The 13,591-nt window shown below is 38.5% G+C and carries 13 protein-coding genes; 11 read left to right on the forward strand and 2 right to left on the reverse strand.

The genetic code is table 11. The features are described from left to right. The first annotated feature begins 238 nt into the window (after positions 1 to 238). The 6 genes from MKY20_RS14730 to MKY20_RS14755 all read left to right on the forward strand — a co-directional run bounded on the left by MKY20_RS14730 (position 239) and on the right by MKY20_RS14755 (position 6,155). Positions 239 to 457 (forward strand): hypothetical protein, encoded by a 219-nt coding sequence (locus MKY20_RS14730; RefSeq protein ID WP_341001711.1) that lies wholly within the window; start codon positions 239 to 241, stop codon positions 455 to 457. Then, the gene (locus MKY20_RS14735; RefSeq protein WP_341001713.1) at positions 450 to 1,406 is read left to right on the forward strand and encodes an ATP-grasp domain-containing protein; all 957 of its coding nucleotides are present in this window, start codon (positions 450 to 452) and stop codon (positions 1,404 to 1,406) included. Before MKY20_RS14730 ends, MKY20_RS14735 begins: the two co-directional genes overlap by 8 nt. Beyond that, positions 1,399 to 2,244 carry a hypothetical protein gene (locus MKY20_RS14740; RefSeq protein ID WP_341001715.1) on the forward strand — a complete coding sequence of 282 codons (846 nt, stop codon included), beginning with the start codon at positions 1,399 to 1,401 and terminating at the stop codon, positions 2,242 to 2,244. Before MKY20_RS14735 ends, MKY20_RS14740 begins: the two co-directional genes overlap by 8 nt. 672 nt (positions 2,245 to 2,916) lie before the next feature. Continuing rightward, complete coding sequence (locus MKY20_RS14745; RefSeq protein ID WP_009336809.1) at positions 2,917 to 4,275, forward strand: IS1182 family transposase; 1,359 nt, start codon at positions 2,917 to 2,919, stop codon at positions 4,273 to 4,275. Positions 4,276 to 4,602: 327 nt separating this feature from the next. Beyond that, on the forward strand, positions 4,603 to 5,160 hold the full coding sequence (locus MKY20_RS14750; RefSeq protein WP_341001718.1) for a hypothetical protein: 558 nt from the start codon (positions 4,603 to 4,605) through the stop codon (positions 5,158 to 5,160). 518 nt (positions 5,161 to 5,678) lie between these two features. After that, positions 5,679 to 6,155 carry a carboxymuconolactone decarboxylase family protein gene (locus tag MKY20_RS14755; protein ID WP_341001719.1) on the forward strand — a complete coding sequence of 159 codons (477 nt, stop codon included), beginning with the start codon at positions 5,679 to 5,681 and terminating at the stop codon, positions 6,153 to 6,155. Positions 6,156 to 6,258: 103 nt separating this feature from the next. Here the strand turns inward: MKY20_RS14755 and sigJ are convergent, their stop codons facing one another. After that, positions 6,259 to 7,137 carry an RNA polymerase sigma factor SigJ gene (gene sigJ / locus MKY20_RS14760; protein WP_341003355.1) on the reverse strand — a complete coding sequence of 293 codons (879 nt, stop codon included), beginning with the start codon at positions 7,135 to 7,137 and terminating at the stop codon, positions 6,259 to 6,261. A gap of 364 nt (positions 7,138 to 7,501) precedes the next feature. Between sigJ and MKY20_RS14765 the strand changes: the two genes are divergently transcribed. The 5 genes from MKY20_RS14765 to MKY20_RS14785 all read left to right on the forward strand — a co-directional run bounded on the left by MKY20_RS14765 (position 7,502) and on the right by MKY20_RS14785 (position 12,901). Further along, positions 7,502 to 8,623 (forward strand): sensor histidine kinase, encoded by a 1,122-nt coding sequence (locus tag MKY20_RS14765; protein ID WP_341001720.1) that lies wholly within the window; start codon positions 7,502 to 7,504, stop codon positions 8,621 to 8,623. A 214-nt stretch (positions 8,624 to 8,837) separates the two neighbouring features. Further along, positions 8,838 to 9,470 carry a response regulator transcription factor gene (locus MKY20_RS14770; protein WP_341001722.1) on the forward strand — a complete coding sequence of 211 codons (633 nt, stop codon included), beginning with the start codon at positions 8,838 to 8,840 and terminating at the stop codon, positions 9,468 to 9,470. A 116-nt stretch (positions 9,471 to 9,586) separates the two neighbouring features. Then, positions 9,587 to 10,519 (forward strand): ABC transporter ATP-binding protein, encoded by a 933-nt coding sequence (locus tag MKY20_RS14775; RefSeq protein ID WP_009333890.1) that lies wholly within the window; start codon positions 9,587 to 9,589, stop codon positions 10,517 to 10,519. A gap of 13 nt (positions 10,520 to 10,532) precedes the next feature. After that, positions 10,533 to 11,798, forward strand: a complete 1,266-nt coding sequence (locus tag MKY20_RS14780; protein WP_341001724.1) for an ABC transporter permease — start codon at positions 10,533 to 10,535, stop codon at positions 11,796 to 11,798. After that, positions 11,798 to 12,901, forward strand: a complete 1,104-nt coding sequence (locus MKY20_RS14785; RefSeq protein WP_341001725.1) for an ABC transporter permease — start codon at positions 11,798 to 11,800, stop codon at positions 12,899 to 12,901. Before MKY20_RS14780 ends, MKY20_RS14785 begins: the two co-directional genes overlap by 1 nt. A 278-nt stretch (positions 12,902 to 13,179) precedes the next feature. Here the strand turns inward: MKY20_RS14785 and MKY20_RS14790 are convergent, their stop codons facing one another. Next, positions 13,180 to 13,527: a hypothetical protein gene (locus MKY20_RS14790; RefSeq protein WP_341001727.1), complete on the reverse strand. Its 348-nt coding sequence runs from the start codon at positions 13,525 to 13,527 to the stop codon at positions 13,180 to 13,182. Positions 13,528 to 13,591 lie beyond the last annotated feature (64 nt).

The raw sequence follows: 13,591 nt of genomic DNA on the forward strand, positions 1-13,591 counted from the left end.
AGTATGAGAAAATGAAGTTTATATAGGGTATCTATCTATTCAATGTGATATAAAGAGATGTACGGAGATTATAAATCCTTCTCAAGTACAGGGTGCTATACTTCAAATAGGAATAAAGCTTGTTATCAAAATAATCGTAATAATATATCGTTTCAAAATGGAGATTATAAGCAACATTAGAGGGAAAATTAATTTGCTAGTAAAACTACTATTTATTTTTATAGAAATGAGGTTAATTATGAATAATAAAGAACAAAAGCACTTGTTAATCCAAAAAGCCTTTATTTATGATAAACCAAGAAAAAAGCCCGAGCTAAAGGAATATACTTTTTTAAATAAGGCTGGATATTGGATAGACAAACAAGATAGTCAACCGTATGTCCTTGATTCAAAGAGACCCAAGCCGCAAACTAAAAAAGCCGATGTCGAAACAGGGGAAGATCAAAAAGGTGAGTAATATAGAATTCCTTATCATTTCAAGTAAACTTGATTTTACGACTGATTATATATGTTTAGAGCTAGAAAGGAGAAGATTAAAATATCTCAGATTAAATCGTGATGAGTTTAGAAATTACGAAATTATTTTTAATTTAAATGATTTAACCCTCCAGGTGAAAATAGAAAATAAAATTTATAGTCTAAGTGAAGATACATTAAAAGCCATTTATTATCGTGCTCCAATATTTCTTAGAGATATTTATCAACCTGACATAGATGTTGAAGAACAATTGTACCGGTCTCAATGGACTGCCTTTATTAGAAATCTTACTATATTTGAAAAGGTTAAATGGGTTAATAATCCAATATCAACTTTTAAAGCTGAAAACAAGCTTTTGCAACTGAAGTATGCAGCAAGAACTGGTTTTGAGATTCCACGAACATTGGTAACCAATTCAAATAATCTTAATATTAATCCCTTAGAAAACTATATTGTAAAAACAATTGATACTGCTTTGCTTAGAACTGAAAACAAGGAAGCATTTATTTATAGTTCAGTAGTGAAAGGTAGTGAAGTGTTAGACTCTTACATAAGTACGTCACCTTTGGTATTGCAGGATTATATCCATCCAAAAGTCGATGTTAGAGTAACTGTTATTGGTGATAAAGTTTATCCGGTTAAAATTGAAAAAGATGGTGAAGGAATTGATGGTGATTGGAGGTTGGAGAAATACAACATTTCGTATATTCCTTTTAACCTTCCACAGAAAATAGAACAATACTGTGTAGAGGTAGTTAAGGCTCTTGATTTAGCTTTTGGTGGAATAGATTTAATTGAATCCGAAGGTAAATATTATTTTATAGAAGTTAATCCAACAGGTGAATGGGCTTGGTTAGTGGATAATGCAGACCTCAAAATTTATAAAGGTATTTGTGATTATTTAGAAAGTAAAGAAGATTATGATTAAGAAAATACTTAATTGGTTATTTCCAATAGTTTTTATGGTTTCTGCAAATAAAAAATTAAATAATGAAATAGAAGAATTAAAGGCAAAAACTGAGCAAGATGATGATTACTTATCAGAATATATGGAGGATTTTCAAAGTATAACAACAGAGGAAGCAAAGAATTTATTTGACCAAGTTATTTCTACCAGAAAAACTATAGAAGAAAAGGCTAAAGGCAACATTTTAATTGTTACCATTGCCGTATCAGTAATTCTTGGATTAACAGGTTATTTATTTGGAATGCAAGATAAAATAAATAGTAACTTTGCTTTGGACAGTATTTTAGCCATACTATTTTCTTTATGTTTGGTATATCTTACAATGGGTTCGATTTTATCAATTGCAACTTTAAATAGAGGTGAGCTGAATCAAACTTATGATTTTTCTTCTGCTGATTATAAATACTTATCTAGTTTAGAAGATGATCAAAAAGAGAAGGAAACAAAATATTTTTTATCAAAGTATTCTGAGTTAAATATAAAGGTTAACTTGAAAATTAATAATTATGTGAGTGGCACTTATTCTTTTTTGATGAACTCACTTATTACACTATGTATTATTGGTGTGATTTCTTGCATACTATATGTATTTCAAACTGAGAAAGACAATAAAACTGAAACTGAATTAGAAGAGCAGCAAACTGTATTAGAAGATATAAATAGTAACTTAATAAACATAGGTAAAAATATAAAAGACGTTGATCAAAATGATGAGGAAGATTATAATGATTTACTTGAACTATTAAAAGAAACAATAAATATTTTTAATAAGAATATGAATCAGGAAGGCCAAAAGTAATATTTCAATATGTTAGCTGCTTTATCTATTTTATTTTTGGGGCAGGAGTATTTTGATAAATATTTGTAGTTACAAAAATTTTCAAGTCTGAATAGCTGGTAAACCCACCAACATCCCTTTGTGTTGTCAATTACAGTCCATACATGTTGAGTGTGTAAACATTTTTACCCAATTTAAATATGCTTATATAAACCTAATCAATATTTCAAATAGTCATTAAATCTACTATTCTGTTTTGAAGATAAGTAACATTCAATTAAACACAAAATAGTTGGGAACACATTTGTTGAAGCAAATTAGTTCTGCTTCTTCTAGTTATATTCTTACTTCTTTCATATTGATGTCAGGGGTTAGCTATCTTGCAAACCACTTGAAAAAAGCTGCAGAGCGTGTGCTGATATTATGATTTGTCCAGGAGATTATTTATATATTACACAGCCAGAAGCACTTGCTGCTTTATTAGATATTCATAAAAGATTGAAAACCGTATTTGGAAAAGTAATGGGACTTCTTTTCATCCCAAGGCTTTAAGAATCGTAAGTTCTAAAAATATGAAAGAACCGATCATTTGTGATCGGTTCTCAGACTGTCGACAAACTCGATGAAAATCGTGCTTGTCTGCAGTCTTTTTTATTTTAAAATAGAAGTAATACAAAGCTTGAGGTGATTTAAATGCTTTCAAAACATAATCCAATTCAACGGGATCAAATTGAAATGGTTGCTTTAGACGAACTTGTACCGGCGGACCATTTGGTCCGCAAAATTGAAGCGGCGATTAATTTCTCATTCATCTATGACTTGGTAAAAGATAAGTATTCAGAAAAAGGCCGCCCAAGTATTGACCCTGTAATATTAATTAAACTCACATTTATTCAATATACCTTCGGTATTCGCTCCATGCGTCAAACAATTGAAGAATTGAAAACGAATATGGCTTATCGATGGTTTTTAGGATATGGCTTTCACGATAAAGTTCCTCACTTCTCAACTTTCGGTAAAAATTATGAGCGCCGATTTAAAGACACCGATCTCTTTGAACAAATATTTTACCGAATCTTAAAAACCGCAGCTGAAAAGAATTTAATTAGTGCTGAACACGTTTTTGTAGATTCTACTCATGTAAAAGCGAGTGCAAATAAACGCAAATTTGAAAAGAAAGTTGTTCGAAAAGAAACCCGTGCTTATCAAGAACGCCTTCAAGAGGAGATTAACCAAGACCGCGAGGATCATGGAAAAAAGCCGTTTCCACCAGATAAGTTTGATAAAGAAGAATACAAAGAAATCAAGGAAAGTACAACAGATCCAGAGAGTGGCTACTATGTAAAAGATGAGCGTACAAAACAGTTCGCTTATTCTTTCCATGCGGCCGCAGACCGCAACGGCTTCGTGTTAGGCGCAATTGTAACCCCTGGTAACACGCATGATAGTCATATTTTAGAGCCATTGGTAGAACAAGTCATTGAGAAAGTTAGTAAACCAAAAGCTGTTGCGGCAGACGCAGCCTATAAAACACCTGCTATCACGAGCTACTTATTGAAAAACGACATCACACCTGCTTTACCTTACACACGACCTCGCACAAAAGAGGGTTTCTTCAGAAAACATGAGTATGTTTATGATGAGCATTTTGACTGTTACATTTGCCCAACTGGTGAGATATTAAAATATACTACAACTACAAAGGAAGGGTATCGTCAATATAAATCAGATCCTCGAATTTGTGCTGGATGCCCTTTCTTGTCTCAATGCACACAGAGTCAAGCACATCAAAAACTGATTCAACGTCATGTGTGGGAGGAACATGTGGAAGAAGCAGATCATCTTCGCCACCATCAAGACGTCAAACCGATCTATGAAAAACGCAAAGAAACAATTGAACGAGTATTCGCAGATGCAAAAGAAAAGCATGGCATGCGTTGGACAACCCTCAGGGGACTTAAAAAAATGTCGATGCAGGCGATGCTTACTTTCGCTGCCATGAATTTGAAGAAAATGGCCAACTGGACTTGGCAAGGTCCAGAAATGGCCTAAATGATAACCTCGGAGAGGTCTGCAATTCTCTGTAATTACTTGAAGTCCTACAAAAAATCAAAAAAAGAGTTCGGATGAGACTATTCCGAACTCTTTTTGTCTACAAACTGAGAACCGATCATTTGTGATCGGTTCTTTCTTTATTCCTGATAGATTGTAAATAAAACAGCTATTCTTTTTGGTCGTCATTTTAAACTAAAGTGAAGTTATGCTTGAATACCTGTTCAATAGTAAGATTAAGCTTCTACACTAGGGAATCTATCATTAAATTGTTTAGCATTAATGGAATGTGGAAGAAATAAAAAATGAAAAAGGAAGGGGCTAATAATGAATAGAAAAAGAAAACTCACAGAAGACACAACAGAGATTAGTGGAACTGATAAAACAATAATCGATTTCTGGAATTGGGGATTTTCTGATTTGCTAAGCAACTCCTTAAGAGGTATATTTGCAGAATTTTTGGTGGGAAGTGCTCTAGACTGTATAAATGAATCAAGAGTTGAGTGGGATACGTATGATTTAGTTTACCGAGGGAAAAAGATTGAAGTGAAATCTGCTGCATATGTACAGTCCTGGCATACTGACACATTTTCAAAAATCAGTTTTAACATTGGAGTAAAAAGAGAATATAGTTATACGACTAGGAAATATAGTACAGAGATGAAAAGACACGCTGATATTTATGTCTTTTGTTTATTGAAGGAAAAAGATATCGATACTCTTGATCCATTGGAAATGAGTCATTGGGAGTTTTACATCGTTTTGACTAAGGAATTAGATGAACGTTTTCCGAGTCAAAAATCAATTAGTCTATCTTCTTTAAGTAAAATAGCAAAACCGGTCAAATATGGAGAAATAAAGCTAAAGATAGATGGGATTACTTAAATATTCATTGGATTAATTTTTTCCAAAAGTCAGCTATAAAAATAAGTGCCTGTTCCCAAGTTTGTAATGCTTTTCCTTACTGGGGGCAGGCACTGGCACTATTTTAATTTAATTATTATCTTCCTCCAACTTCTCCATGTTACTCCTGCCTAATTACCGAAAGTGCTTTACCGCTTTCTTTATGAATGGCAAATACGGCAAATACGAAATTACCGGATATTTTATACAAGTAGTAAACCTCCCTTTTTCTGGGTTGTTTCTAACCATATTAATCCATATTTTGAGAGTCAATTCTTATAACTATTTTTTTCACAATCGAAAGTGTCACAAATGGAATCCTTGCATCGTTATATTTATGAGCGAGATCAAAAGAGGATGGTGAGACTAATCAAGGTAGAATGATAAACAGAAAACGATGACAGCCAGAAACATTTAGCTTAAGATTGGGCTTCCAAAGATTTATATTAGATTACATGCTATAAGAAAATAAAATTATAAAAGAAAAGGGGTACAACAATATGACACATCGTATTAATTACATGCAGCAATCTCCGGAATTTGTTAACAAGATGATGGCACTGAGCAATGCAGAGAAAGAAAGTTCAATTGAGGAAAAAATCCGTCATCTCGTCCACATTAGAGCTTCCCAAATGAATGGATGCGGATTTTGCCTGGATATGCATATCAAGGAGGCAAAAATCCATGGAGAGAGAGAGCTTCGCCTATATCATATCCCAATTTGGCGCGAATCCACTCTGTTTAGCCCACGCGAACGGGCAGCGCTTGAATGGACTGAGATTTTGACTAAGCTGCCTGCACACGGTGTTCCTGATGATATTTATGACAGTGTTCGTGAGGAGCTATCAGAAAAAGAACTATCAGATCTTACCTTCTCCATCATGGCAATCAATGCCTGGAATCGTATCAGCATAGCTTTCAAAAATGTGCCGGGTTCTGCTGACACTGCGTTTGGATTAACTAAAGCTGGACTATGAGCGGTGTAAACCCGTAATAATCATACGCTTCTACAGGTGTCCAACAAAAATAGACCGGTAAGATGGAAGTGACCATCTTATCGGTCTCCGTATAAAAAGAACCCTAATATGTTTGTATCCCTGTATGCTTCAGTTTATCGGGGTTTCGGATAATGTATATGTTGCGGATCAAATTTCCCTCTGCATGAATGATTCCCACAGTATGAATGCCGTCATGGGTTCTTAAGATATAAGAAGGTTGTTCGTTAATTTGACTGATTTCCATTTTCAGAGTTCCCTCAACCATTGATGCTTTGCGTAAAACGCCGAGAAGAAAGCGAACAACGCGATCACTCGTTTTAATTGGAAAAATAGCAGCCTTGGCTTTTCCTCCTCCATCAGAGACCAGTATAACATTAGGATCAAGCATAGATACCATTCGCTTCATGTTCCCCTGTTTGAGTGCTGTCAGAAAGTCGGTAATCAGTTCTTTAGGGGCTGTTTCAGTATGAACAAGCTCTTCAGAGGTGATCCCCATTTTTGCACGCGCTCGACTGAACAGTTTACGGCAATTCACCGCGCTTTTTTCCATGAGCTCTGCAATCTCCTCATAGTCAAAGCCCAGTGCCTCACGCAGAACAAAAACAACACGCTCCGTCGGTGTAAGCCGTTCAAGCAGTACGATCATCGCATAAGACAATAAATCACCCCGCTCGACTGATTCTATGGAATCATCACTCGAACTCGAATGAAACAGGGGCTCTGGAAGCCACTCCCCAAAATACTGCTCCCGTTTTTTGCGCGCAGATTTTTGTAAATCATAACATCGATTCGTGACCATTTTACAAAGATAAGCTTTAGGCTCAGATAGCTTCTCCTTCGGAACATCATATAATTTCAAAAACACATCATGCACAACATCCTCTGCATCAGAGGCAGATCCTGTCAATTGATAGGCAAGCTTAAACAGCAACCCTTTATATTGCATGTACATTTCCTGCATCATTTCACTTCCAATCTTATACTGCCAAATGCTGTTTCAAAGCAAAAGGCTGCAAAAATAAAACGAGTAAAGGAGGGTTTTTGTGACAAATAGCAGAGGTGCTCCTGAAATTAGTACACAAACTTCTTTGTACTTAATATTTGTGTTGGCTTAGGAAGAGTTTGTTTTTTTACTATCTATTAACGGCTTTGGAGTTGAAATGCCGCATTCGCCCTTTTTAAAACGGGTGTGCCTACTATAAGACTTGGAATTTTATATATATATTATATCTGAGCCACGTTGCTTGTAAGAACAAAATATGGTTAATTTGGTTATTAAATGATAAAATTTACAGTTGTAAACCCTAAAGAAATGGGGTCATAATATGAAATCCTACTGGCTATGGATCCTATTAAATGTGGTTGTTTGGCCATTTGCTATTGCTTATCTTAACCTTCCTATAAATCAAATACCAGTTTACATAATTGGAGTAGCTTTTTATTTCCTGCTATTTTTTCTCGTTCCATTGATCGAGAAAAAGCCCGTTGCTTTATTTTTCATATTAGTTACTAATACCATTATTGCAGCAGCAACCCTGTTTCCCTACAATGATCATTTTAATCCCTTTCTTATACTCATCCTTTCCCTTCTAATCGCTGAGGGCTTTTATCGGCTACCGTTTCAATACAGTATAGTAAATGGGGTAATTGGGGCATTCGCATTAGGGTTCACCACTTTATACAGTAATCTGGGCGGGTTCCTTCAGACTTTCATAATTGTATATATCATATTCCTTTTGCTTGCTCTCATCCAATATAAAAAAACCAAGGATCATCTAATGGATCTGGAAGCACGCCACGAGGCTATTTTCAGTGAATTTCGAGATTTAAAACGGAGAGCTGTGTCAGAGGAGGAGCTTGCGAGGCAGGAGGAGCGGGTGCTGATTGCCCATGAAATCCATGATTCAGTTGGCCATAAACTGACCGCCCTTATCTTGCAGCTGGAAATGTTTCGTCTGCAAACCTCTGAAAACGAACAGGAAAGAGTAGAATCATTAAAGGAACTGGCTACTGAAAGCCTCAACGAAACACGCAGGGCCGTAAAATCTCTAAAGGCAAATGACACCGGAGGTCTACCAGGCATCCTGCGGCTAATTCGCAGGCTCGAATTGGAAAATATGATGCACATTCACTTCTCCGTCAAATACGGTGCCTTTTCTGCCCCGTTGACTGGTGAACAATCCTTTGTGATCTACAGATCAGTCCAGGAAGCATTAACCAATATCATGAAGCATAGTGATGACAAAGAAGCAGAAATCACCTTCGAAGCACCAGGCGGCAGCATATTCCGATTCGAAATTCGGAACCCAGCCACTGGAACGGAGGGCTATCAAGAAGGATTCGGACTAAGCCAAATGAGGCAGCGTTTAGAGAAGCATAATGGTGGTTTGAAGGTGTACCAAACTGAAGGACATTTCATAGTTACCGGATTCATTAAAATAAGGTAGTTCTCGTAAAGGCTTTTGAACGCTTATTTAAGTATAATCTCTGAGTTGATTGAAGCGGAAGGTGCGAGACTCCTGTGGGAGTAGCGAACCAGGGGAGACCCCGCAGACTCGCAGCGGCGAGGAGGCTCCCGGTAGCCCCACGGAAAGCGAGTGCCTGCAGCGGAAATCAACGGGCAAAATTCAAAGACAATCTATGAGAATAGAGGGGATACCCATGATTCGAATCCTCCTGGCAGAAGACCAGGTAATGGTAAGACAGGGCTTAAAAATGATGATTGAAACCGAACCTGAGTTCAAAGTCACAGGTGAAACAGATAACGGCAAAGAAGCCATCAACCTTTGTGAAAAAAGGCAATTTGACATTGTGATTCTTGATATCCGCATGCCAGTAATGGATGGGCTAAAAGCGGCGAAAATAATCCAGTCCCGCTGGCCACAAACCAAGATTCTAATGCTGACAACCTTCGATGACGATAATTATGTCATGGAGGCGCTTCGAATAGGCGTGAGCGGCTACATTCTTAAAAACGGGGACACTGATTCGCTGCTCCGTTCAATCCGCAGTGCATTAAAAGGGGGATTATCCATAGAAGAAGGGGTGGCTGCAAAGGTCGTCCCACAGTTAATGAAACAGCAGGACACCAAGGAACCGGATCCTTCTCTAACACCCAGGGAACGGGCCATCTTAAAATGCATTGGAGAAGGGCTCAGCAATAACGAAATTGCAGAACGGCTTGCCATTTCCATAGGCACCGTAAAAAATAATACAAGCCAGATTTTGACGAAGCTGGATTTAAGAGACCGGACACAGCTCGCCATCTATGCCATCCGCCATAACCTTGTCTAATACAGATAAAATGATGAAAGTAATGGTGAAATACATAACTAGTGACGGGAGACAGTAGTGATGCTGTTTCCTTTTTTATATTTTAAAGGTATAACTCAATAAAGGAGTGTGGAACCATGCTCGAAACAGTAAAACTGACAAAAAGCTTTAAAGATAAAAAAGTGGTGGATGAAATTAACCTATACCTGCATACAGGCGAATCAGTCGGCCTGCTGGGACCGAACGGCGCAGGTAAATCAACGACGATTTCCATGATTGCATCCCTCATTAAGCCGACTTCCGGGGATGTAAAGCTTGATGGGAAAAGCACGATTCAAAACCCTTCTGACCTAAGAAAAGTGCTGGGGGTAGTCCCGCAGGAAATTGCGTTATACGAGGAGCTATCAGCCTATGAAAATCTGAAGTTCTTCGGAAAAGCCTACCGTGTGGAGAAAGAGACCCTGGAAGTCCGTATTCAGGAAGTGCTGGACATGGTCGGCTTAAAGGATCGCCAAAAGGAGCTGATTAAAACCTTTTCAGGCGGAATGAAACGAAGAATCAACATCGCTGCTGCGCTGCTGCATAACCCGAAAATCCTCATACTCGACGAACCGACAGTCGGCATTGACCCCCAGTCACGAAACCATATATTAGAAACGGTTCGGGAATTAAATCAAACCCAGGGCACGACCGTCCTGTATACGAGCCATTACATGGAGGAAGTCGAGCAATTATGCAATAGGGTCTACATCATGGACCATGGAAAAATCATTGCTACAGGCAGCAAGGAAGAATTGCTGAGTATCTTATCAAGTGAAGATACCATCGGGGTTCAGCTCAGCAAGAGAAGCGAAGCATTCACGGACAAAATTAAAATGCTGCCGGATGTCCTTCAAGTGGAACAAACGAGTGAGGGCCTTCGCATTCTGGCGAAAAAGAATCATCATCTTTTGAGCAGCCTTGTGCATGCTGCTGAAAAAGAAGGCATTCAAATCATGAATTATCAAGTAGAAATTCCAAGCCTGGAGGACGTCTTTCTGCACCTGACAGGTAAAACATTGCGGGATTAAGGAGGGGTGAAAAATGGGCGCTTTTATTAAAAAAGATCTTCTGGTTTTCTGGAGAGACCGCAAAGAGATCTTAATGGCATTATTGCTCCCCATCCTGATCATTGTGATCTTGAATTTTGCCTTTTCAGGCCTTTTTAAGGATGAAAAAGCGATGCAAATAGATATTTCAGTGGTGCAGGAAGATGATGTGAAGAAGGGGAAGGAACAATTTGCAGCTGCTGTGGAAGCGAAGGGATTATCCTCCGAAGAAAAAATTGTACTCCTTGCAGAAGCAGATAAGCTTGATCCTGTTAAGCTTATTCATGATTTTCTGAACAGCTCTGATTTGAAGGATTGGGTGACTGTAAAAAACTTCAGTGAACAGGAAGCGGCGGAACAAGTGAAAAACGGGGATCTGGATGCGATTATTAAAATTCCAGAAGGGTTTACGTTTGAATCGTTATCCGGTGTTCTATTAGGGGAAACATCTCAAGGGTCCGTAACCATTTTGGCCGAGGAGGAATCGGCAGAGGTCAGCACCCTTCAAGAGGTCGTCCATACCTTTGTAAATACGGTAAATACGCAGTTTGCCCTTGGGAGTCAAGGAGTTCAGGCTACGGCAGAACCCATTTTGCCAAAGGGAGGCAAGGAAGTGGTTGAAGGCGATGATGGTGCGGATGCGTATACGATTTCCCAATACTTCACGATCGCAATTGGTACCCTTTTTGCCTTATTTATGGCTCAAACGGTTTCGTTAAAAACGATGACAGAGAAGCGGGAGCAGGTGTTCAATCGGATTTTATTAACGAATAGCCATCCGCTGTCCTTCTTAATTGGGAAAACGGTATCAGCTTTTATTCTCGCCATTCTGCAATTCGCGATTACCCTGACGGTTGTTCAATTGGTGTTAAATGTATTTCCGGATAAATCATTCACGTTTTGGGCGGGGTTAATGGTTGTCCTGATCGCATTTGCCTTAACAGTAGGGGGGCTTTCCGCTTTATTTACGGCTCTTACACTTCATTTAAGCGACACCAACGCAGCAAGTGGTATATCTACCCTGGTCATTATGGGGTTTGGCGTCCTGGGCGGCAGCTTCTTTCCGCTGGAAGGACTTCCGGACCCGATTCAAAAAATCGGCGAATGGACACCGAATGGCCTGACACAGACAGCCCTTATTGAATGGGTTCAATACAGCCATTTCAATGACTTGCTATTCCCGATTCTCTTTCTTATGGGTGTATTTATCATTTGTTTTGCCATCAGTGTGTCAATCTTTCCAAAAAGGGGGCGAAGCTGATGTATCCAGTGTTTTACGCTCAATTTCTAAAGGACAAACGAAAACCGCTCCTAATCCTGACATTTATTGGCCTGAGCATCTTAGCTACCCTCATTTTCGGAAACTCAGCCTGGCAGACGAATACCACTGTTTCTGTGTTTGCCTCCGGGCCAAATGCAGAGGAGATTGAACAAAAATGGGTAAAGTTATTAAATAAGGATAATGAAAATACCGAATATGTTATATCAGAAGAAGAGGAAGCACGTGAACAGGTTAGAGAGGGAAAAAGGGATGTTGCCATTCTATTGATGGAAGAGGATTATCGCTTAATAACCGCCTCTGATATGCCCAATATCCAGCTGATCGAGCAGGAGGTCCATAAAGTATTTATGGAGGAAGCACAGCTTCAGGCGATTGCAGGCTCTGCTGATACAGCTGAATTAAGAGAAGAAATCGATCGCTACCTGGAAAAACCGCCCCTGACCGTTAACACCGAAAGCGTGAATGGCGGAGAATTGACTAGCCATAATATGGGGACCCAGCTCCTGTTTGGCTTTACCCTGTTTATTGCCATGTTCACCATTGGATTTAAGGTTAATGGCATTAATGCGGATAAAGTCAGCGGGGTTTGGAACCGTCTGAACCTTTCGCCAGTGAGTAAAACCAATATGTATACCGGCCATCTGCTGTATAGCTTTTTCATTGGATTTTTTCAAATGGCCGCTGTTTTTCTGATATTCGAATACGTCATGAACTATGAAATAGGGCCGCTTTCCCTTATTCTGACGATAGCCGCCGTGTTTACATTAAGCAGTGTAAGCTTGGCTATGCTTGTTGCCGGCTTTACCAAAACGCCGGAAAAGTTCAATATGGTTTATCCATCTGTTATTCCGATTATCCCGATTATCAGCGGTGTGTATGTGCCGCCGGGTGTAATGGATAATCCGGTATTCACCTTTATTGCTGACCTTTTCCCTATGGGTTATGCGCTTGAGGCCATGATGGATGCTGCTCTTTTTGATGCAGGCTGGAGTGAGATTCTGCTGCCGGTTTCGTTAATGCTGCTGATTGCCGTTATCTATATGGGGATTGGGATTAATTTAGGGGAACGGGGCAGGAGGTAAGCAGAGGCTGGGTTCTTTCGTTTACCTTTTAGCTCTCTTCCTTATGAATAGAAATAAAAATAGACAAATCGGGACATTGTCTCGTTTTGTCTATTTTTTGAACGTTTTTTTTACAGAATTGCCAGTATTATTGACTTCTTTTTTTTGGTACGAATAAAGTAGATGAAATAAATTTTCCAAGGAGTCTGCATCCTAGATTTCCCTTTGCACCAATTCATAACTTCAATGACAGAGGGGCCTGGTTTCAGGGAATCCAAGAGGATTACCGTTAAATTAAATTACGACAATTTCCAAGCAGGAATTAATGAGTGGAAGTTAAAAAAGTAACTCATTATGACGTGAATGACAGAATACAAGGCTAATATTGTTATATAGGTAAGAAACCAAATAGGCAAAGGTTTTTTCATAAAAAGATAGAGCAGAAACATCCCAACAGGAAAAGGTATTAAAACAATTAACCAGATGGGGGCACCTAATGCCTCCGTAATGGATCCTAACGATACTACTGAAGTACCAATTATGAATGCTGCTAAAACAGAAATAGCATTCTTAGTAAAGATACTGCCGAAAAAATAAGACAAAGAAGTAAGAGATACAGCTAGAATAAAACTAAGAAAATAGTTCATAATAACCACCTTTGATATTTATTGCTAAATTATACCAAAAAAACCAAAGGTGAAATGTTTTATT

This window comes from Cytobacillus sp. FSL W8-0315 (genome assembly GCF_038002905.1).
GTDB classification, from domain to species: Bacteria; Bacillota; Bacilli; order Bacillales; family Cytobacillaceae; genus Cytobacillus; species Cytobacillus pseudoceanisediminis.